24 protein-coding genes, 1 tRNA gene and 1 pseudogene are annotated in these 22,156 nt (G+C 47.5%); 10 read left to right on the top strand and 16 right to left on the bottom strand.

Translation table 11 applies throughout. The features are described 5' to 3' along the window. The first annotated feature begins 18 nt into the window (after positions 1-18). Together H8S52_RS13640 and H8S52_RS13635 are read left to right on the top strand one after the other, a co-directional pair. Positions 19-459 (top strand): PepSY-like domain-containing protein, encoded by a 441-nt coding sequence (locus tag H8S52_RS13640; protein ID WP_005651944.1) that lies wholly within the window; start codon positions 19-21, stop codon positions 457-459. A gap of 45 nt (positions 460-504) precedes the next feature. Beyond that, positions 505-1,017 (top strand): PepSY-like domain-containing protein, encoded by a 513-nt coding sequence (locus H8S52_RS13635; RefSeq protein ID WP_186910006.1) that lies wholly within the window; start codon positions 505-507, stop codon positions 1,015-1,017. A 117-nt stretch (positions 1,018-1,134) separates the two neighbouring features. Here the strand turns inward: H8S52_RS13635 and H8S52_RS13630 are convergent, their stop codons facing one another. Then, complete coding sequence (locus tag H8S52_RS13630; protein ID WP_117985995.1) at positions 1,135-2,346, bottom strand: L-serine ammonia-lyase; 1,212 nt, start codon at positions 2,344-2,346, stop codon at positions 1,135-1,137. 82 nt (positions 2,347-2,428) lie between these two features. Further along, positions 2,429-4,969: an endonuclease MutS2 gene (locus H8S52_RS13625; protein WP_186910014.1), complete on the bottom strand. Its 2,541-nt coding sequence runs from the start codon at positions 4,967-4,969 to the stop codon at positions 2,429-2,431. Between the two features lie 115 nt (positions 4,970-5,084). Between H8S52_RS13625 and H8S52_RS13620 the strand changes: the two genes are divergently transcribed. The 6 genes from H8S52_RS13620 (at position 5,085) to H8S52_RS13595 (ending at position 9,247) form a co-directional block, all read left to right on the top strand. Continuing rightward, positions 5,085-5,169 (top strand) — tRNA-Ser (locus tag H8S52_RS13620). A gap of 273 nt (positions 5,170-5,442) precedes the next feature. After that, positions 5,443-6,672, top strand: coding sequence for a site-specific integrase (locus H8S52_RS13615; RefSeq protein ID WP_186910005.1), 1,230 nt, complete (start codon positions 5,443-5,445; stop codon positions 6,670-6,672). 84 nt (positions 6,673-6,756) lie between these two features. Further along, positions 6,757-7,287: an ORF6N domain-containing protein gene (locus H8S52_RS13610; RefSeq protein ID WP_005924231.1), complete on the top strand. Its 531-nt coding sequence runs from the start codon at positions 6,757-6,759 to the stop codon at positions 7,285-7,287. A 634-nt stretch (positions 7,288-7,921) separates the two neighbouring features. Next, on the top strand, positions 7,922-8,455 hold the full coding sequence (locus H8S52_RS13605) for an antirestriction protein ArdA (RefSeq protein WP_004329650.1): 534 nt from the start codon (positions 7,922-7,924) through the stop codon (positions 8,453-8,455). Positions 8,456-8,531: 76 nt separating this feature from the next. After that, positions 8,532-8,753 carry a DUF3873 domain-containing protein gene (locus H8S52_RS13600; RefSeq protein ID WP_005924228.1) on the top strand — a complete coding sequence of 74 codons (222 nt, stop codon included), beginning with the start codon at positions 8,532-8,534 and terminating at the stop codon, positions 8,751-8,753. 11 nt (positions 8,754-8,764) lie between these two features. After that, positions 8,765-9,247 (top strand): hypothetical protein, encoded by a 483-nt coding sequence (locus tag H8S52_RS13595; protein WP_070782463.1) that lies wholly within the window; start codon positions 8,765-8,767, stop codon positions 9,245-9,247. 203 nt (positions 9,248-9,450) lie between these two features. Here H8S52_RS13595 and H8S52_RS13590 read toward each other — a convergent pair whose 3' ends face one another. The 10 genes and pseudogenes from H8S52_RS13590 to H8S52_RS13545 all read right to left on the bottom strand — a co-directional run. Next, positions 9,451-9,771 (bottom strand): hypothetical protein, encoded by a 321-nt coding sequence (locus H8S52_RS13590; protein WP_004308767.1) that lies wholly within the window; start codon positions 9,769-9,771, stop codon positions 9,451-9,453. A 12-nt stretch (positions 9,772-9,783) separates the two neighbouring features. Further along, a complete protein-coding gene (locus tag H8S52_RS13585) occupies positions 9,784-10,242 on the bottom strand; it encodes a DUF3872 domain-containing protein (protein ID WP_004329653.1) in 459 nt (152 codons plus the stop codon). 13 nt (positions 10,243-10,255) lie between these two features. Beyond that, complete coding sequence (locus tag H8S52_RS13580; protein WP_007845747.1) at positions 10,256-10,837, bottom strand: conjugal transfer protein TraO; 582 nt, start codon at positions 10,835-10,837, stop codon at positions 10,256-10,258. 3 nt (positions 10,838-10,840) lie between these two features. Beyond that, positions 10,841-11,776 (bottom strand): conjugative transposon protein TraN, encoded by a 936-nt coding sequence (traN, locus tag H8S52_RS13575; RefSeq protein ID WP_053398660.1) that lies wholly within the window; start codon positions 11,774-11,776, stop codon positions 10,841-10,843. Positions 11,777-11,809: 33 nt separating this feature from the next. Further along, positions 11,810-13,141, bottom strand: a complete 1,332-nt coding sequence (gene traM / locus H8S52_RS13570) for a conjugative transposon protein TraM (protein WP_117887853.1) — start codon at positions 13,139-13,141, stop codon at positions 11,810-11,812. Further along, a complete protein-coding gene (locus H8S52_RS13565; protein ID WP_007845742.1) occupies positions 13,119-13,415 on the bottom strand; it encodes a TraL conjugative transposon family protein in 297 nt (98 codons plus the stop codon). Before H8S52_RS13565 ends, traM begins: the two co-directional genes overlap by 23 nt. Before the next feature lie 4 nt (positions 13,416-13,419). After that, positions 13,420-14,043 carry a conjugative transposon protein TraK gene (gene traK / locus H8S52_RS13560; RefSeq protein ID WP_004308760.1) on the bottom strand — a complete coding sequence of 208 codons (624 nt, stop codon included), beginning with the start codon at positions 14,041-14,043 and terminating at the stop codon, positions 13,420-13,422. 20 nt (positions 14,044-14,063) lie between these two features. Further along, positions 14,064-15,059 (bottom strand): conjugative transposon protein TraJ, encoded by a 996-nt coding sequence (gene traJ / locus H8S52_RS13555; RefSeq protein ID WP_007845741.1) that lies wholly within the window; start codon positions 15,057-15,059, stop codon positions 14,064-14,066. A 19-nt stretch (positions 15,060-15,078) separates the two neighbouring features. Further along, positions 15,079-15,705: a DUF4141 domain-containing protein gene (locus H8S52_RS13550; RefSeq protein WP_007566703.1), complete on the bottom strand. Its 627-nt coding sequence runs from the start codon at positions 15,703-15,705 to the stop codon at positions 15,079-15,081. Positions 15,706-15,716: 11 nt separating this feature from the next. After that, positions 15,717-16,934: pseudogene (locus H8S52_RS13545) on the bottom strand (TraG family conjugative transposon ATPase); the annotation flags it as partial. Positions 16,935-17,381: 447 nt separating this feature from the next. Between H8S52_RS13545 and H8S52_RS13540 the strand changes: the two are divergent. Then, positions 17,382-17,963 carry a Crp/Fnr family transcriptional regulator gene (locus H8S52_RS13540; RefSeq protein WP_008645841.1) on the top strand — a complete coding sequence of 194 codons (582 nt, stop codon included), beginning with the start codon at positions 17,382-17,384 and terminating at the stop codon, positions 17,961-17,963. Positions 17,964-18,117: 154 nt separating this feature from the next. Then, positions 18,118-18,528, top strand: coding sequence for a hypothetical protein (locus tag H8S52_RS13535; protein ID WP_007656455.1), 411 nt, complete (start codon positions 18,118-18,120; stop codon positions 18,526-18,528). Between the two features lie 793 nt (positions 18,529-19,321). Here the strand turns inward: H8S52_RS13535 and H8S52_RS13530 are convergent. From H8S52_RS13530 to H8S52_RS13515, 4 genes are all read right to left on the bottom strand, one after another. Beyond that, positions 19,322-20,041, bottom strand: a complete 720-nt coding sequence (locus tag H8S52_RS13530; RefSeq protein WP_186910004.1) for a hypothetical protein — start codon at positions 20,039-20,041, stop codon at positions 19,322-19,324. A 4-nt stretch (positions 20,042-20,045) separates the two neighbouring features. After that, the gene (locus H8S52_RS13525; RefSeq protein ID WP_186910003.1) at positions 20,046-20,966 is read right to left on the bottom strand and encodes a relaxase/mobilization nuclease domain-containing protein; all 921 of its coding nucleotides are present in this window, start codon (positions 20,964-20,966) and stop codon (positions 20,046-20,048) included. Beyond that, the gene (locus tag H8S52_RS13520) at positions 20,932-21,315 is read right to left on the bottom strand and encodes a MobC family plasmid mobilization relaxosome protein (protein ID WP_004315361.1); all 384 of its coding nucleotides are present in this window, start codon (positions 21,313-21,315) and stop codon (positions 20,932-20,934) included. The genes H8S52_RS13525 and H8S52_RS13520 overlap by 35 nt, the downstream gene beginning before the upstream one ends. A gap of 146 nt (positions 21,316-21,461) precedes the next feature. Further along, positions 21,462-22,156, bottom strand: a 695-nt coding sequence (locus H8S52_RS13515) for a toprim domain-containing protein (RefSeq protein ID WP_255470068.1), incomplete at its 5' end; no start/stop codon positions are given.

Raw genomic sequence — 22,156 nt, 5'->3', positions numbered from 1 at the left:
CATTAAAAAATAACGATTATGAAGAAAGTATTATCTATCCTTGTGTTGGCTCTTGTAGCCGTTCAGTTGGCATTTGCCGGTGATGTCATTACGCGCGATGCCAAGCAGTTGCCTTTGACAGCCCGTAACTTCATCAACCGGTATTTCACCGATCCGCAAATCTCGCATATCAAGATTGAAACCGGAATACTGGGCTCGAAAAGTTATGAGGTGCTGTTGACCGACCGTACGGAGATTGATTTTGACAGCAACGGAAACTGGACTGATGTGGATTGCAAGAAAGCTGCTGTGCCCGAAGCTCTGATTCCGGTATCTGTGAAAGAATATGTAAAGACGAACTTCCCGCAGGAGGTCATCACCAAGATTGAACGCAGACGCAGTGGGGTGGAAGTTGAACTTGCCAATGACTATTCCTTGAAGTTCAATAGCAAAGGAAAATTTGTAGGCATGGACGATTGATTGTGATAATGCAGAATGTATAACTTTAAATTTTTTAGCAAGAAGATGAAAACAAAAATTCAAGTATTAGCGATGATGTTCATTGCGGCAATGGCTTTTGGTGCGTGCGATGATGACGACAAAAACGATAATATAACAGTTCCCGATGCCGTGTCGAAAGCCCTTAAGGATAAATATCCTGCTGCCATGGACATTGAATGGGAACGGAAAGGCGATTATTTCGTAGCCGACTGTTGGATGGACGGCAGGGAAATGGATGTGTGGTATGATGTTCAGGCAACCTGGAAATTGACGGAGACCGATATTCTTTGGGAAGGTTTGCCGCCTACGGTACAGACCGCTTTCGAAGGCGGAGAATATGCGCAGTGGAGACGGGAAGATATTGATATGCTTGAATATCCCGTACAGCCTGTCCAGTATGTTATCGAAGTGGAGAGAGGTAATGAGGAGTATCAGTTGTTCTATGCCGGAGACGGTAATTTATTGCAGAAACGTGATGTAAGTGGCAATAAGGACGATACGCATTGGCCGATAGATGAGCTGAAGACCGGGCGTTAATCTTGTTTGATTGAGGTATAACCGGAACAAAATGAAGAATCTCTTCTCCTTACATATTAAGAGAAGAGATTCTTCATTTTGTTTTGAGTAAGTTGGACGTGCTTTTGTCTCTGACTGCTACATCGGTTTATAATCTTTAGCCAGTCCGCCTTCACTTGTTTCCTTGTAAAGCGACGGAAGGTCGTTCCCGGTTTCTTTCATAACTGCTACTACTTTGTCGAAAGATACCCGGTGCATACCATCGGTGAAAGAGGAGTAAAGGTTGGCATCCAAGGCGCGTGCGGCGGCATAGGCATTCCGTTCTATACAAGGAATCTGCACCAGTCCGCATACCGGGTCGCAGGTCATTCCCAGATGATGTTCCAAACCCATTTCCGCAGCATATTCTATTTGTGCGGGGCTGCCGCCAAAAAGTTGGTTGGCGGCTGCCGAAGCCATTGCGCAGGCTACGCCGACTTCTCCTTGGCAGCCTACTTCCGCGCCTGAAATGGAAGCGTTGGTCTTTACTATATTTCCTACCAACCCGGCTGTGGCAAGGGCGCGCAAGATACGCGTATCACTGAAATCACGACTTTTGGAAAGGTGATAGAGTACGGCAGGCATCACTCCGCACGAGCCGCACGTAGGAGCAGTGACGATGACACCGCCCGAAGCATTTTCTTCACTTACCGCCAAAGCATAGGCAAATACCAGTCCGCGCGATTGCAGGGATTGTTTGTATCCGCTGGCACGTATATAGTAAGTGGAAGCTTTACGGCGTAGATTCAACGGACCGGGCAATACGCCTTCCTGTTCCAATCCCCGTTTCACGGCATCCTGCATGGTTTTCCATACTTCTTGCAGGTAATCCCATAGATCGCTGTCTTCACATTCCTTGACGTATTCCCAATAGCTCTTTCCTGTACGTTCGCACCATTGCATGATTTCCGTCATGCTGCTCATGGAATACACATCGGGTGTATTGACCGAGGATGCTCCGTCATTCTCTTCTGCCAAAGCGCCGCCGCCGATACTGAACACTGTCCATTGGTCGGTCTTTTTTCCTGCTTTGTCAACGGAGACAAACTTCATTCCGTTAGGGTGGAAGGGGAGAAAAATCTTAGGCTCCCAGATAATCTCTACCGGTGCTATCGGCTGCAGCACTTCGGTAATGGCGATGTTGGTCATGTGACCCTTGCCTGTTGCCGCCAGGCTGCCGTATAATGTTACTTTGAACGATGCAGCTTCCGGATGTCTTTCCAGAAATATCTCGGCTGCCTTGCGAGGTCCCATGGTATGGCTGCTTGAAGGACCGGTGCCGATGCGATACAGTTCTTTGATTGATTTCATCTTGCTAATGGGTTATTGGATTATTTGTTTATCAGGATTGTTAATATTGTAACTTTTCTGTTTCTCGAGTTTTAAATTTCAATTAACTTAAGTCTACAACCGTAATCCCTGCTCCGCCAAATTGAATGTGCTCATCGGCAAAACGGCTTACGCCGGGCACGGTTTGCAGATATTGGCGGATAAGCGTGCGCAGGATGCCCGTACCGGTTCCGTGTAGGATGCGTACGTGTGACATTCCTACCAATATGGCATCGTCTATGAAATAGGTCACAGCCTGTAGGGCTTCGTCTCCACGCATGCCGCGTACATCTATATCTTGCTTGAAGTTCAGCTTTTTTTCGTACATGCTGTCTTGTGTCTGAGAACTGATATAGGTACTCTTGGTAGAGACATCCGCTTGCTTAGGCTGCGCATTTGTCCGTTCCAGCCTATCCAGCTTGACTGTGGTTTTGATACTTCCGAACGCAACGATGGCTTTCTTGCCGTTTATCTCCAATACTTCGCCGACTGAGGTCTGTCCTTTTATCTTGACATAGCTTCCGGGTACGATTGCTGCCAGACGTTCGGCTTCTTTCTTTGCCTGTTGCTCTGCCAACGCTTGTGCAGACAATGCATTTTCCTGATTCTTGTTGGCTTTCTTCTCCTTTTTCCGGTTCTGTTTTTCTTTCAGTTTTTCTATTTTGCGGGCAATTTTCTCTTCTTGCTCCTTAGCGGTGAGGGTGTCCAGCGATTCGCGGAAATCATTTAATTCCTGCCGTATCTGGCGTGTCTTTTCCTTTTCGGCCTGCGCTTCTTTAATGGTGCGGATGGTGTTTTCTATGCGGGCATTAGCTTCCTGCATCAGTTGTTCCGCCTCTTCTTTGGCTTTCTGCAGAATCTCTTTGCGCGACTTCTGCAACTCTTCTATCTCTGTCTGATAACGGGCAATGGTTTCCTCCATATGCTTTTCGCGTTGCCGGATAGTCTGACGTTTGCCTTCCCAATAACGTTTGTCGCGTACAATGTCTTGCAGGTACTTGTCGGTATTGATGTATTCACTGCCTACAATTTCCGAAGCATCGGAGATTACATCTTCCGGCAATCCGATTTTACGGGCAATCTCTACGGCAAATGAACTGCCCGGATTGCCTATCTGGAGCTGAAAAAGGGCTTGCATCAAATGGCGGTCGTATAACATGGCTCCGTTTACCACCCCATCATGGTCTTCGGCAAAATGCTTCAGATTCTGGTAGTGTGTAGTAATAACGCCGAATGTCTGCTTTTGGTTGAAGCGTTTCAACACTGCTTCGGCTATCGCTCCGCCAATCTGGGGTTCCGTACCGCCACCGAACTCGTCGATAAGGATAAGACTGCGTTCGTTGCAGTTTTTCATCATTATCTTCATATTGGTCAGGTGCGAGGAGTAGGTGCTGAGGTCATCTTCGATAGACTGCTCGTCGCCGATGTCAATGAATATATTGCTGAATATGCCGGCATGGCTACGTTCGTGCATCGGGATGAGCAGACCGCATTGCAACATGTATTGCAGCAACCCTACGGTTTTCAGGCAGACGGACTTTCCGCCGGCGTTGGGACCGGAGATGATGAGAATACGTTGTTTTTCGTCCAGCTCTATATCCAGCGGTATAACTTTTTTTCCATGTTTGGCAAGGGAGAGTTGCAACAGCGGATGTACCGCCATTGTCCAGTCTATAACCTGCTTGTTTTCAAAAGCCGGTTTCAGTCCGGTGATTTGCTCGGAAAATAAGGCCTTGGCACGTATGAAATCTATTTCGGCAAGAAATTCATATGACAGCAAAACATCGGGAATGGATGGGCGCAACAAATTGGAAAATTCCATAAGGATGCGGATAATCTCCCGCCGTTCGTCCCCTTCGAGTTCGCGGATGCGGTTGTTGGCTTCCACCACTTCGGCGGGTTCGATGAATACGGTTTTACCACTGGCGGATTCGTCATGTACGATGCCTTTTATTTTTCGTTTCAAGGCTGGAGCTACAGGAATCACCAGTCGCCCGTCGCGCATTGTGGGGGTTACGTCCTTGTCTACAACACCTTCCGATTGGGCATTGCGCAGAATGCTGTTCAATGAGCGTGAGATACTTCCCATTGTACTTGCCAGTTCGCGGCGGATGCGTGCCAGTTCTGCCGAGGCGTTATCCTTTATTTTTCCGTAGGGAGAAAGAATGCCGTTTATTTTTCCGATAAGTTGCGGGAATACCGTTATGTCTCCTGCCAGTCGCTTCAGACAAGGATAAGGAGATGTGGTTTCCTCCTCTTCTTCATTTTCGCTTTTTTGCAAAAAGCGTACAATGTCGCGTATCGTTTCTAAAGAGCGGCGCAGGTCGAAAAGCTCCTGCTCGTCCAAATACATGCCTTCCACCCGTATCCGTTTCAGGGACGGACGTACATCAAAAAAATATTGTGCCGGAAAATTGTCTTCTTCTTGAAGTATACGTACGAATTCTGTAACCTGATCCAGGCGTTCTTCTACTTCATTAAAGCGGTCGGAGAACACCATATCTGTCACTCGCTCTTCGCCAAGCGTACTGAGACATTTTTCTTTTAGCAGTTGGCGTATTTGGTCGAAGCCTATCTTCTGTTCAAAGTTCTGTGGGTATATCATGGGCACAAAAGTACAATTATTTCGTGAAAAAACAGGAAGGATGTTTGCAGATTTAAAAATGATTTGTACCTTTGCACCGCTTTAAGAGAAAAGCACTTCTTGAAAAAGAAGTTTTGGAGAGGTGGCAGAGTGGTCGATTGCGGCGGTCTTGAAAACCGTTGTGCTGCGAGGCACCCGGGGTTCGAATCCCTGTCTCTCCGCTGAACGTGCTGGACAGAAATGGTCAGCAAACGGACAAAAAGCTACAAATCAATGATTTGTGGCTTTTTTTATTGCCCGAAAGTCCTGCTTCCAAGACTTCAAAAGTACGGTAAAAGACAAAGTTTCGTTACTAAATCGTTACCTATTCCCTGCCGGACAAAAACGGTAACGATTTGTCCATAAATGACCTGATAATGACTATATTAGTCCATAGTCTGCATAACTCGAAAACGAGAGGTAAAAACTAATTTTGCAACTAAAAATTTTGAGTTATGAAATCGACATTCAAGGTTCTTTTTTATTTGAAGAAAGGTTCTGAAAAGAAAAACGGCGAGGTTATGATTATGGCACGCATCACCATAGACGGCAAACTTTGCCAGTTCAGTACGAAACAGAGCATCCAGCCCGACAACTGGAGCATTGCTGCGGGCAAAGCCAAAGGCAGGGATGCCGGGAGGATAAACGCCCTTTTGGACGACATACGTTCTTCCCTGAATACCATTTACCACGAAATGCAGCGGCGTGACAACTACGTGACCGCCGAGAAAGTGAAAAACGAGTTCTTGGGACACAGTGAGAGCCACGAAACAATCCTTTCATTGTTCCAAAAGCACAATGACGATGTGAAGCAGCTTGTGGGCATATCCAAGACGATAGCGACCTACCGCAAGTATGAAGTGACCCGCCGCCACCTCGCTGAATTTATCCAAAGCAAGTACAATGTATCGGACATATCCATAAAGGAGATAAGCCCGATGTTCATTACCGATTTTGAGTTGTATTTGCGTACCGCCTGTAAGTGCGGCTACAACACCACCGCCAAGTTCATGCAGTTCTTCAAGCGTATCATCATCATTGCCCGTAACAACGGCATACTGGTGGGCGACCCGTTCGCCAGCTATAAAATCCGGCTGGAAAAAGTGGACAGGGGTTATCTGACAGAGGACGAGATAAAACTCATCCTTAAAAAGAAAATGGTTTCCGAGCGGCTGGAACACGTCAGGGACTTGTTCGTCTTTTCCTGTTTCTGCGGTTTGGCTTACAGCGATGTCGCCAACTTGCGGCAGGAGAATATCCAAAAGTCCTTTGACGGCAACCTTTGGATAATCACCAAGCGGCAAAAGACGAATACGGACGTGAATGTTCCCCTGCTGGATATTCCCAAGATGATTTTGAAGAAGTACAAGGGCAAGTTGCCGGACGGGAAGATACTTCCCGTAATCAGCAATCAGAAGCTAAACGCCTACCTGAAAGAGATTGCCGATATATGCGGTATTAAAAAGAACCTGACATTCCATACAGCCCGGCACACGTTCGCCACGACCACCACGCTGTCAAAGGGCGTACCCATTGAAACGGTGTCCAAGATGCTGGGACACACAAACATAGAAACGACACAAATCTACGCCCGCATCACCAACAGCAAGATAGGCAGCGATATGCAGGGGCTTGACAAGAAGTTTGTCGGCATCGAGAAAATTTACAAGGAAGTCGCCATGTAATCTTGATTATTGGGAACTGGTCACAAATTGTGACCAGTCCTTGCTATTATTCCAACATTGCTAAATCTCCTAAAATATACGATTATGGATTTGCAGATTATCCAAAACAAGATTTTTGAGGTCAGAGGTTGCCGGGTGATGCTCGATTATCATTTGGCAGAACTCTACCAAGTGGAAACACGAGCCTTGAAGCAGGCGGTCAAGCGCAATATCGAGCGTTTTCCGGGTGATTTTATGTTTGTACTCACCCAAGAGGAAGCTAACTTGCTGTTATCCATAGGGGTATCACAAAATGTGATACCCCCTGATTACAACTTCGGCGTTGCTATGCCTATGGCTTTCACCGAGCAGGGCGTAGCCATGCTTTCTTCGGTTCTCCGCTCCAAGGTAGCCATAGAAGTAAACATTTCAATCATGCGGGCTTTCGTCCTCATGCGCCAAATGGCAATCGGTTACGAGGAACTGTCAAGGCGCATCGAGGAACTGGAGGTAAGCACCGATGCGCAGTTCAACGAACTGTACCAAGCCCTTACCCAGCTTTTGAGCCAGTCGAAACAACAGAAAGAACGCCGTCCGGTAGGTTTCGTTACCTATAACCGTGACAAAAACGAATAGGTAACGATTTCGGTAACGAAATTCCGCCTAACAAACTATATCCCAATGAAGTACATTCTTCCACCTTGCGGGCAGTCCACCGACTACCCGCATTTTTTATATCCTTTTCCAACTGGCACATTCCCCGAAACGCCAGCCGTGCGTGGCATGGCTGACTGTATTCCGTGAAAAGAGCCGTTGGAAACCCGCACAAGCGTATTGCAAGCAAGCTCACAACACCCTTGCCTTTCCCGCCCGCATGGAGTGTTCCCTAAAAGATGAAAGAGAACAGGCACTTTTCCCCTGTTTCCCTATCTGTAAATCTTCCTCTTACGCAGTCCCCCAGCCGGGACAGTCGTTTTAATCATTTCAATAGGCAAAGGTAGTTACGTGTTCTTCACGATTTTGCAAGGTCGAGCCGTTTCGGTTTGGCGAAAAAATCTTCCCTGCCTTGCGAGGTATTTTTTGCCCAAAACCTTGCAAACTCTAAACACTACCCTTTTACGCCTATGTGAAACGAAAACGACCGACCCGACCGGAAGACGCATAAAAAAAAAGTCGGATTTACGGGAAACAGGAAAAAAGTTCAGTGAAACTTCAACTCCCTCACCTCTCAAATCCGCATAAAATTAAAAACTTAAAAAATTGCAGCAATATGGAAGCAAAGGTATTATCGGAAGCAAAAGTTTATGTAGGCACTTATGCCAAGTACAACAACGGTTCATTGTCCGGCGCATGGCTCGACCTTTCGGACTATTCGGACAAGGAAGAATTTTATGAAGCCTGCCGGGAACTTCACAAGGACGAGGAAGATGCGGAATACATGTTTCAGGACTGGGAGAACGTGCCGGAGGGCTTAATCGACGAAAGCTGGATTTCTGAAAACTTCTTCGCCCTGCGTGATGCGGTGGAGGATTTGAGCGACACCGAGCAGGAAGCCTTTTTCGTGTGGTGCAACTATAAAAGCCATGATTTGGGCGAGGAAGATGCGGACGACCTTGTACGTGATTTCCGGGATGAATATCAAGGGGAATATGACGATGAAGAAGATTTCGCCTATGAAATTGTAGAGGAATGTTACGACCTGCCGGAGTTCGCAAAGACCTATTTCGATTACAAACAGTTTGCCCGTGACCTGTTCATGTGCGATTACTGGTTTGATGACGGCTTTGTGTTCCGTGCGGCATAACAACCAATCCGGGCGGGGTGTCAAAGCCCTGCCCGCTTAAAACAACCAAGTTTATAACCATAAAAAATAAGACATCATGCAGTCACTTAACAAAAACGGGGTAAGCATCACCCAAACACCGGGAGAAGAAAAGTTCGTGAAATGCCGTTTAGGGGCTTTCAGGGGACAAATTTATTATCAATATGACTACCGCCACACGGACGGCGAACTTTTCAGCACGGTAGCCAAAACGCTGGACGAGTGCCGCCGCAGGCGTGACGAATGGGTAGCGAAGAAGAACGGAGTAATAAACAAGTAAATTTCAGGGACATGAAAACGACAGAAGTAAACAAGGAGCTTATCGGCAGGCGTTGCGAGTGTATTTTTACGGGCTTAATGGTAACGGGCGTTATCGAGGACACAGAAGAAAACGAACACACCATAGAGGTAAAAGTCCGTTTCGACCACCCGCACCAGTGGGGCGATGATTTGTATAATGATGTGTGGGCGTGGGGGCGCAAAATTGACGAGTTCGGCACGCTGCACCATTTGCAACTGTTGGAGGACAAACCGGACTTTCAGATAATGACGGTAGTTTTCGGCGAGCCAATCAGCCGGATAGACCGCAGTGTTTTTGAAGATGTAGACACGTGGGGCGTCTGTTCCCTGCAAGGCTGGGTAAACAGCTATGAAAGTGTCCGGTTTGTAGCCATAGACGACCATACGGCAACCATCACGGGCGAATATAACATGGAGCAGGTAAAGGTGTGGTTAGAGAAATACACGTCCATAAAGAGCCTTAAAACCAGTTGATAGAGGACGGCGGCTGCTTGCCGCCGTTACTTTCTTCCGTGAGCCTGCCAGCGGGTGAAGAAAGTAACAAAGAAGCCTTTCGTTTTCCCTATCATGGAAACAGCCCGCCGATGCTTCCCGGCGGGCTGTCTGCCCGATATTTACGCTTTGCGTATCATTCCATACCCGGTTTCCCAAGAGGATGATAAAAACGGATGTCGCAACTATAAATCCTCATAGTGAATAAATTTTACACCAAGTATGCACACGGTTTCTTCTTCCTCGATGTCATATTTCCATGTCCGTTTATTGACAAGCATTTCCGTTTCGCAATCGAACCATACCATTACGGGCGCATCATCTTCTTCGTCCGCCCATTTGAAAACCTGATTGGACGGCGTTTTCCATAATTCAGCACTGTCACGTTCGGAAATACAGTCCTTGTCCACAATGATGATGTCACCTACTGCCGGAACTGTATCTGTTTCCAACGTGGTTTCTATGTACCACGAGATGCCTTCTATATCCAATTCTATTTTTACCATGTCGTTTTGTTATTAGGGGGTTATTGTTTCCGTTCCTTCTTCGCTGTTGTCATTATTGAATGATAGTGTAAGTTGCTGCATCTGCCCGAAGCTATCGATGATATAAATGTCAATCGTCTGCTGGTCGGTCGATGCCGAGGTGTAGTAGAGCCTGAACGTTTCTTTCTCCAGCGGGTAAAGGTCGTTGGGCAGGAACACCGTGCCGTTATCCATTTCCAGCTTTCCTTTGCCGTCCGGCTGGAAATACCGTATCTGATAGGTAGTCGGCTGGTAATAGCCGCCACGCACCAGTCGGCAGCGTATTTCGGCGGTTTCCCCGACTTTCAGCCTTTTGGGTACTGGCAGTGTTTCGATGCTGAACGGGTACGCCTGCTGAATATCCAAGTTGTCATTACAGGCGGTGACAAGCACGAGGGCGGCCACGATGTAGCAGCCCATGATGATTTTATACATTACATTCTTCATATACATTATTATATAGCGGTCAGTTGATAATGAATTTCAGTCCCAAAGATACCTGCGTGTGGAACTTGCCTATGTCCGAGCCGAACAACGCCCGTTCCCTTGCGTTCAACAGCAGAGCCACCCGGTCGGTCAGGTAGGTTTCCAGTTCCAGCGTCAGCGCACCGCCGTAAATGAAGCAGTCCTTATCCAGCAAGGTAGAGCCGTCCGGCAGCAGCTTTTCGCTTCGGTTGCTTGTTTCGTACCCGGCGAGAGCCGACAAGCCCAATGAAAGGAAAAAGGTCTTTCGTCTGTCCGATAGGAATTTCAGGTAATAGCCGCCCTCTGCGGTGAACTGTTCTACGGGTATCTGCATATCCTTGTAGTCATACTTCTTGTGCAGGTATTCGCCGCCAATCACCCAGCGGTTGGCGTTCTTGGTGTAAACGCTGTACGCCGCCCCGATGTGGTAGGCGAAATCACTGCCAGCGTTCCAATGCACCCCGTCCGTCATGCCCGCCGTGACCTGCAAGCCTTTCATGCCCGGCAGGTATCTTTGTGCGTGTGCCTGAAACGAGGTCAGGCACAGCGCAAAGAGCATCATTATAAAGATGTGTCTTTTCATTCCCTATTTGATTTTTAGTTCGTCAATCACTTCTGCGTTCACGATGTCGGCGTTTTCCACCCGTATGGTCTGATGCCGCCCGCCGTTCTTCTCGTAGAGTTCCACGACCAGCAGCTTGTCGTCAGGAATGGTAAACTTCGGCAGGGCGTACACCGTGCGCACGGTCGATTTCCCGGCAATCTCTATCACCTCGTTGTAGCTGCGTACCGCATCCAGTACCGTTTCCTGAATAGCCGTGCGTTTGGGCACTTTCTTATCGGTTATCTTAAACCTGATGAAGTCCGTGTCGAAAGGCACGTTGGAACTGTTCTTTGTCTGCGTGTGCACGTAGAGCATCCCGTTATAGGTGTAAATCCCCTTGATTAAGAACTGTATGCCGAAACGCTTGCTACCCAAGTGGCGCACTTTCCGGTCATTGTTCTTGTAGATGCTCTGCATTATCAGCTTCACTAATAGCGGGCTTTCATTCCCCAGTTCCCGGAAATGGATGTTCATCCGGGTATGCGAGAAGTCGGACGTATCTTCATTCTCCAAGAAGTCCTTCATTTCGATGTTGAGCATTTCCGGTTCACGGGCGTACTTGGCGTTGAACGAAAAGAAACTGCCGTCCTCGCAGATAACGGAGAAGTTCGTTTCTCCCGGAAAGCCCTCTGTCGTGGCTTTCACCCTGATTACGTTCTCCGCACCGTCCGCCTTGCCCGCTATGATGTGGTTGCTTCCCAAATCGACATAGCGGACGGCGGCGGGGAAGATGATATGCACCGTCTTGGCAAAGGTCACTTCCACGCCGTAGGGCGTAACCATTTGGCGGTACGGGAGTTTCCGGGTAATCCCCCGGTACAAGTCGTTGCCAGCCGCATACTTCACGGTGTCAGCGGTTTGTGCGTTTGCCGCACACACGCCCAGCAAGAGGGCGAACAATCCAAAAATCTGTTTCATTGCTAATTGAAATTTTAACGGTTGATAAAATGGTTATTGTTGTTTGGCATACAGCATGACTTTATAGCCTGCTTTCAGCTTCACTTTCACGGTTCGGAACTTCTTGGCGAGGTAGCCGGACGTTCCTTGCAGCAATCCCCTTGTCACGTCCATAGCCACCTGCTGCCCGGCACTTTGGGCAAAGGAAATGCTTGTACCCAGCCCGCTTCCGATATTCGCCATAGCTTCGTTGAACGCTTCCTGCTCCATAGAGGACGGGACGGAAAGCCCCTTTTGCCCGTCCGTGTCGAACACGGCGAGTTCCACCGGGATGATGTTGCCAGCGTACTCAATCGAGGACACCAGTATGTCGAGCCGTTCGCCCTGCACCTTTGCCGTCCCCGCCACAAGGGTATTCTTCGGCACAACGATATTTCCCGCCTGCATGGGTTCGAGCAGCCGCAGTTTCACCGCCTGCCCGTCCACCAGCGTTTGGTCTTGGTGTATGCAGGCGGCTACCGTGTTCTTTCCCATAGCGTACCCCGTGCCTACCGCCGTGTTGAAGCCGTAGTTTCGTGGCTGGCTGTAAGCCCGGATGAAGTCGGCATCGCTCATGGGCTGCTGCAATCCCGAAACGGTCGTTTCCCGGATAGCCTGCACCGGAATAGCCGGAGTGCCGATACCGCCGCCGTTCTGCCCGGCTGTCGGTATTTGGGCAATCTGCCCCCTTTGTCCGTCCTGCCCGTTCATGTACTTTGCCGCCAGCTCGTAGGACTTTTCCAAGAGTGCCATTTGGTCGTCAGCCGTAGGCGTGGCGTTCTGCTGCTGTTTCAGTCGGTCGGTCAGTTCCGCCACCTGCCGTTTCAATTCCTCTTTTTCCTCGTCCACAGGGGGCGTTTCGTAGAACGTGCTTAACTGGCGGTTGATGTCCCGGTAAGCCGCCCGTGAAGAAGCACCGCCGCCCCTTTGTGGCTTCGGATCTTCTTCCGGCAGCAGGTTGATTTCCTCTTGTGGTTCTTCCGTATCATCATCCAGCGTGAAACCGAAGTCCTGCAAGGATTGTATCTTGTCCTGCTGTTTGCGGTTTGTCACCGCCTGCTCGTAAGCCTTTTGCTTGTCGGCTATAATCCCGTCCTCTGCGGGCAGGGGTATGTCGGCATTGAAGCCGCCCACGCTTTCCACATTCACGTCCTCTTTGCCGGAGGGTGCGAATATCAGGTACATGCACCCTGCAAAGGCAAGGAACATCAGCGGGAAGACTATCATTTTCCTGCGCTGCTGCACCTGCTGCGGGGTAAGTTCCCGTTTGGGCTTATTTTCCTTTTTCGGCTTCCCGTCCGCCTGCGGTGCGGTCGTGCCGTTCTCATTCTTCTGTACTTCTTCCATATTGCGGTCTGTTTAACGGGTTGATACTTTGGGTTGTGTCATTGCCGTGCAACGGCAGTTGTCTGATGTGTTCTATTTGCAGCCTTTGCCCGTCCCGTTTCCCGATATTGTAGATTGATGAAACGGTGATGTAGATAGACAAGCCGCCGAAAAAGAAGAACATCAGGAGGATAACCGCCAGCCTTTTGCCCGGCGTAATCCGTCCGCACATTCGGCGCAGGCGGTCGTCCGCCCAGTCCCGCACCTTTTCGATGTGGTTTCGTTTTCTCTCCATAAGGCTATCTTTTAATGGTCTGCAAATCCTTGTTCTCGGTAATGGTGAACGCTTCGATGATGAAGCCGTGCGGGTTGTTGTCGCTTCGTGTGGCGTTAAGCAACCGGCACGAGGTCACAAGGCTTCGCACTGTCAGGCTGCTTTCCCGGACAATCAACTGGCGGGCATACGTGTTCACCTTGTAGGGGTACTGGTCGAAGTCGCACTTCACGCTGTCAATCTCCACCGTCTGCGTAACGTTTCCGGAAATCACCCGGTTGTAGTAGCCCTTTTCCGCCAAGTCCTTGTAATAGTTGAAAGCGGTCTTGTCGGCGAGAAACAACGAGCGTTTGATGTTGCTTTCGATAGCCCCCTTTTCGGGTGATAAGGTGAAGAAAAGTTCGTGGAAACGCCGCACGTGCGACTTCGCTTCCACGGGTCTGTTCTGCGCCATGTCCTGCGAGAGTGCCAGCATCAGGCTTTTGCCGTTGTCGAGGACGTATATCTTCTGCCGCTGCTTTTCGGCGAAGCTGTACGAGTTCCACACGGCAAAGCCCGTCACCAGTGCGCACAGGCAGATGAATACCAGCGCAAAGAGCCTGATTTGCCGGAAACTCGTTTCGATGTTCGTTAATGACTTAAATTCCATATACTAAATATTGATGTTGGTTATTTGAGTAGTTTCCCGGTTACTTTCCCGCTTGCCGCACCGACCGCAGCCCCGGCGATTGAACCAGCCCGTGCCACGTTGCGGTTATAGGCAGACGTACCGCCAGCCGACACTATCCAGCTTGCCACCGTTGGAATGGTGAAGTAGCCCACGATGCCGATAATCATAAAGATTATATACACGGTGCTGCTCCCGTCCGGGATGAAATCCGGGTCTGAAAGCTGCTCGATGTCTTTTTGGAGCATCAGGGTTTGTATGCGTGCCAGCACGCTGCTGAACAAGTCCGACACGGGCAGCCACAGGTAAATGGAGATATAGCGTGAAATCCACCGGGTCAGCGTGCTTTGGAAACCGTCATAGACGGAAATCGCAAACGCCAGCGGACCCAGTATGCTTAACACGATTAGGAAGAACGTGCGCAGCGTGTCTATAATCAGCCCCGCCGCCTGAAAGAGCATTTCCAATAACTCCCTGAACCAGTCCCGGACGGACTTCTTTATATTATAAGCCGTCCTGTCCATGTACATGCCCGTCATAGTCACCATGTCGGAGGGCGACCAGCCCAGTTCTTCCAGTTGTCGGTCAAATTCCTCGTCCGATGCGAGGTAAGCCGTTTCGGGGCTTCGCATCAGGGCTTCATATTCCAGTCGGTCTTTCTGCGCCCGGTACTCGTTCATGTCGAAAGTCTGCGTTTCCATAAGCTGGTTGCACCCTTTTACCACTGGCGACAATACCGTGTTGATAGTGCCCAGCACGAACGTGGGAAAGAACATGATGCACAGCCCCAGCGCAAAGGGACGCAGGAGCGGGTACACGTCTATGGGTTCGGCACGTGCGAGCGACTGCCACACTTTGGCGGCTACATAGAACAAAGCTCCCAGCCCGGCTATCCCTTTGGCTACCCCCGTCATGTTGCTGCACAAGGGCATCATTTCATCGTACAGCACCCGCAACACTTGGTGCAGGTTGTCAAAATCCACCGCTGCTAATAACATAGGCATACCGATTTATATGTTACCAGTAGCGTTCATCCGCCGAGCCGTAGAGAGCCAGCACCCGGTCGGTGTCGTTCTTCTTCTTCGCCCGCAGGTAGGACACGGATATGTTCTTTCGGGTGTAGTAGTTCACGAGGTTGCGGTAGTTGAGCAGGCTTTTATAGGCGTTGTTGATTACCGCCAGCCTTTCGGCATCCGTCAGCGACATGCCCGTCACGTTCACTACATTCTTCAAGTCCTGCAACACGTCCGCACTTTCGGAGAGCAGCTTGGCATACCCGGCTGAAATGGCGGTGAGTTCATCCGGCGTGTAGTTCGGGTCAGCCAGCATGTTCTGGTAGTTTCGCACGTAGATTTCGGATATTTCCGCCACCAGTTCAATGGACTTCTTCACCTTGATGCCGCCCTTGACAACATCGTGTACCGCTTTGAGCGCATCGTAATAGACTTTTCCCTGCTGGAAAATCTTCTGCGCTTCCATGAAGCCGTCCAGCGTGTTTTTGGCTGTGGTGGAAGTCTGCACTATCTGCTTGGTGGTGTTGATGATGCCCTGTGCCAAATTGCCGGGGTCTGACACCACCCACTGTGCGGATGCGTTGCCGATGAAGCAAAGGCATACCGCCATAAGGAGAATTGTTCTTTTCATGTTCCTGATTTTTAAGTTGTTGATGATTGGGGATTACGTTTGCTTTCTGCAAGCCTCTTGATAGCCAGTTCAAGGTTGCCGCCCAGCTTGTCGGCAAGTGCGAACAGTTCCATTTTCTCGCTTTCCTCTGTCGTGAAGGTGTAATATTCTTCCAATGAAACTTCTGTGGCGTACACCGCCGACTGCGTGCCGCCCAGCGAGAAGAAAACTTCCTTGTACTTCCGTCCGGGGTGGTTCGCCATGTTGATAGACAATATCTGCGAACGCTCCTTGTCGGTCAGTCCCAAGAGGTTCTGTATGCTGTCAAACTTGTTGAGATATTTTCTTTGGTCTAACAGGATTTTGCAGTCCGAGTTATTGATGATACTCTCTTTCACGATAGGGGAAGAAATAATATCCTCAATCTCTTGCGTGACTACAATCGCTTCCCCGAAATATTTTCGGACGGTTTTGTAGAGGTAGCGGATATAGTCCGCCATGTTCGCCGATGCAATCGCTTTCCACGCTTCCTCGATTAGTATTAACTTCCTTATTCCCTTTAACTTGCGCATCTTGTTTATAAAGGCTTCCATGATGATGATAGTCGTTACCGGGAATAAAATCTTGTGGTCTTTGATGTTGTCCAACTCAAAGACAATGAAGCGTTTGTGCAACAAATCCAGTTCCTTGTCGGAGTTCAGCAGGTAGTCGTACTCACCGCCACGATAGTACGGTTCAAGCACGTTCAGGAAATTGTTTATGTCAAAATCCTTTTCCCTGACGTTCTTCTGTTCAAGCTGTCGGCGGTAATCATCCCGGACAAACTCGTAGAACGTGTTGAAGCAGGGCGTTACCGAACGGTCTTTGCCTGTCAGTTCGATATAGGCACTCACGGCGTTTGACAACGCCACTTCTTCCGACCGCTTCGGGGCTTCATCATCCCGCTTCCACAGGGTGAGTATAAGGGTCTTGATGCTCTCTTTCTTCTCTATGTCGAATACCCCGTCCTCGACATAGAACGGGTTGAACGCTATCGGGTTCTCGTTGGTGTAGGTGAAATAAATCCCGTCCTCGCCGTGCGTGCGGTTGTGGATAAGCTGGGACAGCCCCAAGTAACTGTTACCCGTATCTACCAGCAGCACGTGCGCCCCCTGCTCGTAATACTGACGCACCATGTGGTTGGTAAAGAAAGACTTACCCGACCCGCTCGGCCCAAGTATGAACTTGTTGCGGTTAGCTATAATTAGCTTGCACAAAATTCTATCTATTTAATGCTGAATATTAGTTGATTACAGTATAAAATACATCAATATCAATATTTTGCAAACATACAATTTGCATACAAATAGAGTGATTATAAGAAAACAGAAAAGGATATTTGTTGTTAAGGGGTAAATGTGGTAGGAGATGTTTTTATATCTGTTTTCTCTCGTTTTTCAGTGAAAAATAGACATGATACTGGCAAAAAGAGAAAGAAACTCTGTTTTTCTTTTTTCGCCAGCATATATAATTTGCTGTCTAAATAAGTTTAGTTCGTTTTGGATATACAGACAAAGAAACGTACTAAACCTTTGAACTTAAAAATATAACAAACATGTTATGTTACATACTTTTTTGAATATTTAAACAATGTAGTTAAGTACTATCAAGCATATTTCAGGCATTTTTTATACATTTGCACCAATGACAAGTAAATGATGACTGAATTTAATTCATATATGAGCAATATAGACATAGATTTTTTTAAAGAATTGTGTCTAAAACATGGAGAGTTACGACATTATAAAAAGAATGAGTTTATTCTCCATGAAGATGATGTATGTTCTTTCTTCGGGTTTATCTTGTCAGGTGTAGTCAAATACAGTTGTACCAACCGGACAGAAAACAAGCCGTATAATGTCGGTTTTTCCTTTCCAAATGAATTTATAGGCGATTACCCCACTTGCTTATATGGCATGAAATCAGAATTGAATATACAGGCAATAATCCCGTGCGAGATTTACATCTGTTCTTCTGCATTCTTACAGCAAAAATTCGAGGAGAACAAAGAAAGCCAACGGATAGCCCGTATCGCAGCCGAACAGATGTTTTTCCAATCATATTCACGTTATTTGGATTTATTCAGATTCACACCGGAAGAGCGTTACCTCCAACTTTTAAAAAAATGCCCTGCAATCCTTCAAATGGTATCACTAAAAGAAATAGCATCCTACCTTAAAATTACACCCGTACACATGAGCCGAATCAGACGCAAGCAAAGTCTTGACAACAAAAAATAAACATAGGTTTAGAAATTTACATTCATAACAATATTCCAAGAGTATCTTAATCTGCCAAAGGATTCTTCTTTTTATCTTTGTCTTATCTTTGGTTGGTTCAACGAAGAAACAAAATAAAGATTGAATGAGTTAAACAAAAAATAAAAAAGAGAATATGAAAACAAAAGAAATTCTTGGAATACTTATGCTATTCCTCTGTACATTCTGTTTTATAAACTGCGATGATGATAATGAACAGACAAATGAATTAACCCCCGAAGCACTTTATCAGACTTCATGGCGTGGAACAGGGCATTGTGAGGCTTGGACAGTACAAAATATGGGGGTCGGTATGCAATTTGTAGATACTCAGAAAGGGAAAGTAAATTGGGAAGGTTACGATGAAATTGATATTACTTATACAATAGAAGGGAAATATATCACATTTAATAGCAATGCTTTATATTTGGGTGGAGCCCCTTGGATTATCAAAAGCTATACCCAAAAACATATAACCATTATACAGAATGAAATTAGTCCAGATAAAGAGAAAGTAGCTACGATTGAATTAGAGAAAATAGATTAAACTGAATCATAGGAACATTAAGTTGCATAAATGTATGCTACAACAAAACAAAGAGAACCGTGAGATTCGCAAATTGAGCAAAGAAAGGATGAAAGAACATATAAATACCTTGTAAACAAAGGGAAAATGCAGATTCATCTAATATTCCTTTATGTGCTATTATCGGGCTGGTCTATGTGCTGAAATACAAGGAAAAGAGATTCACCTTGTTCTCTTGTATAGGATTGGTTATTGGGATAGGATGAGCAATTTATATGCTACTGATAATAAGGTCAATGTAAATCAAAGTAATATGAAACTGAAATATATATTGAATGCTATAATATTTGTTTTGGCATTATCTTTTTTGTCTATGTGTATATTTAAGACTACAGAGTTAAGTTTGAAATGTATGCAATTTGCTGTATCTATCTCCTGTATAGGAGCAATGTTTTCTACAAAAAGATATAGATACATATTTGCATCTATTGCTTTAATCATTATAGGAATATCTTTTTTACTTTAAATGTCCATAATAACGATAATGATTTGATTGTTGCTAATGTCTTCATAATAGCATCTGTCAAGTATATTTACTTCAGCAAACGCCCCCGTAGGTGCAGTTCCTATTCACAATTAAATCATTGCCTAATCATCATCCAAACAATTCAGCGGATTGGGGATTTTGGGCTTTTCAAATTAGACTATCCGCAAATATAGAAAAAGTGCAATACACCACGAAGATGCACTGCACTTTTCTCCATATATTGGGTGGGCTTTAACATTTACAGTTTGTATCCCTTGTTTTCCCGGTTTATGGCTTGCCCAGTCGGTTGGCTTCCTTTTTCAACCGCTCGGCTTGTTCATTGAGCAGCCTTGCACGCTCCAACGCTTCCGCCTGCTTCCTGCTGCGGAATTCAAAATCCGTCACCGAATCAGTCAGGTTTTGGATGAAAGCGTTATCCCGTTCCCTACTAAAATTCGTTTCCAGCAAATCAAGGCAGCCCCCGTCCGCTTCCCCTTTCATCAGAATGTAGCGGTATTTCATATCGTTGTCCTGCAACTGCTGCATTCGTCCAGCCAAACGGACATTCAGGAACAAAGAAACGAAACAGACAACCAGCCCTGCCAAAAAAACAAAAAGTTTCGGGTGTAACAAACCGCTTATCCTCCGGGACAACGATGCAGGTTCGGTTTCCGCTTTTTCAGTTGTGCGCTCCTTACGGTAAGAATCCAACGCATCCAGCATTTCTTTCAGACAACGGTAGGTAGCCGTTACAAATTTTCTCACTTCTCCTATGGATTGCTGCTGCTCCTGTTCCGCATTCCTTATGTCGGCAAGTTGGCTTTGGATAGCCTGCAATTCCTTTTCGGGAACAGCCGGGCTACTGTGGAGTTCCGATAATGCCTGCTCGATTGCTCCCAACCGTTCGAGAGTTTCCTCCCGGCTGGCTGGCGTTACCTGTGCTTCCTGCTTCCCTTTCAGTTCCGTAACCATAGAGAGAAGCCCCTCTAAAATCAAATTGTCTTCCATGTCTTTACAGTTTAAGTCGTTTTTTCTTTTTCTTCTTCTTTCTCAAATTAAAATTAGGTTCTTCATCCACTGGGGGAGAAGAAGCGGAAAACAGACCGAGCGAACCAGTTATCAACGGACTGTCAGCCTTGCCCGGTGCAAGTGCTTGCTCCCGAACGGGCGCGAAAGTTGTTTGCCGTTGGCTTCCGGCAACATTCATTCCTGCATACCCGAAACATTTGTCCAGTTTGGAAAAACTGAAACTCCGGTCTATCTCCGAACCCTTGAACGTGTATTCACCTTTGGAAAAGGATATGCCCTGTATCTCGTCGGTCTGTCCCTTTCGTTTGAACCGGACGGTAATACCCTTTTCTGCTAACCGCTCCTGTAACTGCTGCCAGTTACGGGATTTGCCGATTTCGTTCTTCACAGCCGTGTAAATCTCGTATTTCGACTTGTCCGGCTCTTTCAGTCGGTGCTGCTTTACCTGTTCTTTTCCACCAGCGAAATAAAGCCCGTGTTTGGCTTTCAGCTTCTTGCATACCTGTTCGTTACGGTACATATCGTTCCTGTCCGAAATGGTCTTGCCGTTATTGTCTATGCGGTTGAACACGATATGCACGTGCGGATGTTCCCGGTCTTGATGACGCACGATGATATACTGCGTATCGGTGATTTTCATTTCACGCATATACTCCTGCGCAAGTTGTACCATCTTCCCGTCTGTCAATTTGGGCGCATCCACTGTCGAATAACTTAACGCAATATGTCCGACAGGCTTCTTCAAATCGGGATTCATCTCGGTCTGCATACAGAAGCTGCGGATTATATCGCCCCGGCTTTCAGTCAGAACCCCGTCCGCATGAAGCAAAACCGCCTGCTCCTTACCAAGCACATAGTTCACACAGCCCTTAAAACCGCTTCCCTTTTTTATTTTTCCAATCATCCGACAAATGGTTTATGATTCCAATAATCCGGTTTTTGAGCTTCACCAGTTCCACCGCCACCAGTGCGAAACCTCCGGCATTCGCCCGGTGCGCCAACTGGTTGATGTTGTTGGCTTCCCCTGCCAGTTTGCGGATGGTGTCCGCGTCCTGCCTGTTCAACCGGGGTATGACCTCTGCCGAAACAACCGCCTGCCTTACATACTCACTGACACGCAACCCGGCTTCCCCGGCTCGCTTCCTGATGGCGTAATACTGCAACTCGGTCAGTTTCGTACTGACAACCCGTTGCTGCTTCTCTATCCGTTTCTTTGCCGGACGTCCCCCCGGCTTGTCCTTTATACTCGTCATGGTTTTTTACGTTTGAATGGTGTCTTAAAAATTGCGACCAACGGGAGAAATTTTTCTTTGCGGTGAGCAAAGCAAGGTAGTTTCGGTTTACCGAAACATAACCTTGCTCTCCAAATAAACCGCCAGCCGTTGATAGTCCTGCCGGATTAAATGCCCCTGCCTCTCTTTTGTCTTGGGGCGGCACGTTGTCCGGTTTCCTGCTTCGTTTCCTGCACTTGGCTGGCTTCGTTTTTCTGTTCCTGCTTCCTGCCGCACAGATAATCGTTCAAGTCCGAATATCCCCTGTAATTGTGCGAGAAGTCACGCACACGGTAGGAGTATTCCAATTCGATAGCCCGTGTCGCTTCATATCCAGCCTTGTCATTGTCAAGCATACAGTGGATGCGTTCATACGGGTACAGCACGTCAATGGCTTTCGGCACGTTGACAGTCGAATTAAGAATGACATAGTCCTGTCTGTCAAGGTCGGGCATGGTCGGACAGTTCTTCATCCGGAGCGTGAGGAAAGAGAGGTAGTCCATGAAACCCTCGAATACCAAACATTTCTCTCTCGGCTCTCCCTGCTGCCGTATATGGGTGATGTCTTTCGGGGCGATGCAGCCTTTGAAAAAAGAGTTGCGAACCTCGTAACCTCCTGCCATGTTCGGGAAACCGATAGCAAAGAACGGTCTGCCGTTATTGGTAAAATGGAGTTCCTTACATTCTCTTTTTGCCAGTTCGATATTGATACCCCGTCCCTGCAAGTAACGGAGCAATGCCGGATGGGTAAGGTCACGGACTTCCAAATGCTGGAAGCTCGGTTCTGTCCTACGCTGGGGAAAAGAAAAACTGACCGGACGGA

The organism is Bacteroides sp. NSJ-48 (assembly GCF_014287405.1).
Taxonomy (GTDB): domain Bacteria; phylum Bacteroidota; class Bacteroidia; order Bacteroidales; family Bacteroidaceae; genus Bacteroides; species Bacteroides stercoris.
The sequence above is the reverse complement of the archived record's forward strand: the minus strand, read 5'-3'. Positions and strand labels throughout refer to the sequence as shown.

Coding starts and splice junctions, on each gene's coding strand:
- H8S52_RS13590 (WP_004308767.1), bottom strand. CDS start 9,771: ATGGTAAAAATAGAATTGGATATAGAAGGCATCTCGTGGTACATAGAA.
- traM (WP_117887853.1), bottom strand. CDS start 13,141: ATGGAAGAAGTACAGAAGAATGAGAACGGCACGACCGCACCGCAGGCG.
- H8S52_RS13565 (WP_007845742.1), bottom strand. CDS start 13,415: ATGGAGAGAAAACGAAACCACATCGAAAAGGTGCGGGACTGGGCGGAC.
- H8S52_RS13630 (WP_117985995.1), bottom strand. CDS start 2,346: ATGAAATCAATCAAAGAACTGTATCGCATCGGCACCGGTCCTTCAAGC.
- H8S52_RS13540 (WP_008645841.1), top strand. CDS start 17,382: ATGACTGAATTTAATTCATATATGAGCAATATAGACATAGATTTTTTT.
- H8S52_RS13640 (WP_005651944.1), top strand. CDS start 19: ATGAAGAAAGTATTATCTATCCTTGTGTTGGCTCTTGTAGCCGTTCAG.
- H8S52_RS13585 (WP_004329653.1), bottom strand. CDS start 10,242: ATGTATATGAAGAATGTAATGTATAAAATCATCATGGGCTGCTACATC.
- H8S52_RS13605 (WP_004329650.1), top strand. CDS start 7,922: ATGGAAGCAAAGGTATTATCGGAAGCAAAAGTTTATGTAGGCACTTAT.
- H8S52_RS13600 (WP_005924228.1), top strand. CDS start 8,532: ATGCAGTCACTTAACAAAAACGGGGTAAGCATCACCCAAACACCGGGA.
- traK (WP_004308760.1), bottom strand. CDS start 14,043: ATGGAATTTAAGTCATTAACGAACATCGAAACGAGTTTCCGGCAAATC.
- H8S52_RS13610 (WP_005924231.1), top strand. CDS start 6,757: ATGGATTTGCAGATTATCCAAAACAAGATTTTTGAGGTCAGAGGTTGC.
- H8S52_RS13615 (WP_186910005.1), top strand. CDS start 5,443: ATGAAATCGACATTCAAGGTTCTTTTTTATTTGAAGAAAGGTTCTGAA.
- traJ (WP_007845741.1), bottom strand. CDS start 15,059: ATGTTATTAGCAGCGGTGGATTTTGACAACCTGCACCAAGTGTTGCGG.
- H8S52_RS13530 (WP_186910004.1), bottom strand. CDS start 20,041: ATGGAAGACAATTTGATTTTAGAGGGGCTTCTCTCTATGGTTACGGAA.
- H8S52_RS13625 (WP_186910014.1), bottom strand. CDS start 4,969: ATGATATACCCACAGAACTTTGAACAGAAGATAGGCTTCGACCAAATA.
- H8S52_RS13580 (WP_007845747.1), bottom strand. CDS start 10,837: ATGAAAAGACACATCTTTATAATGATGCTCTTTGCGCTGTGCCTGACC.
- traN (WP_053398660.1), bottom strand. CDS start 11,776: ATGAAACAGATTTTTGGATTGTTCGCCCTCTTGCTGGGCGTGTGTGCG.
- H8S52_RS13520 (WP_004315361.1), bottom strand. CDS start 21,315: ATGACGAGTATAAAGGACAAGCCGGGGGGACGTCCGGCAAAGAAACGG.
- H8S52_RS13595 (WP_070782463.1), top strand. CDS start 8,765: ATGAAAACGACAGAAGTAAACAAGGAGCTTATCGGCAGGCGTTGCGAG.
- H8S52_RS13550 (WP_007566703.1), bottom strand. CDS start 15,705: ATGAAAAGAACAATTCTCCTTATGGCGGTATGCCTTTGCTTCATCGGC.
- H8S52_RS13535 (WP_007656455.1), top strand. CDS start 18,118: ATGAAAACAAAAGAAATTCTTGGAATACTTATGCTATTCCTCTGTACA.
- H8S52_RS13635 (WP_186910006.1), top strand. CDS start 505: ATGAAAACAAAAATTCAAGTATTAGCGATGATGTTCATTGCGGCAATG.
- H8S52_RS13525 (WP_186910003.1), bottom strand. CDS start 20,966: ATGATTGGAAAAATAAAAAAGGGAAGCGGTTTTAAGGGCTGTGTGAAC.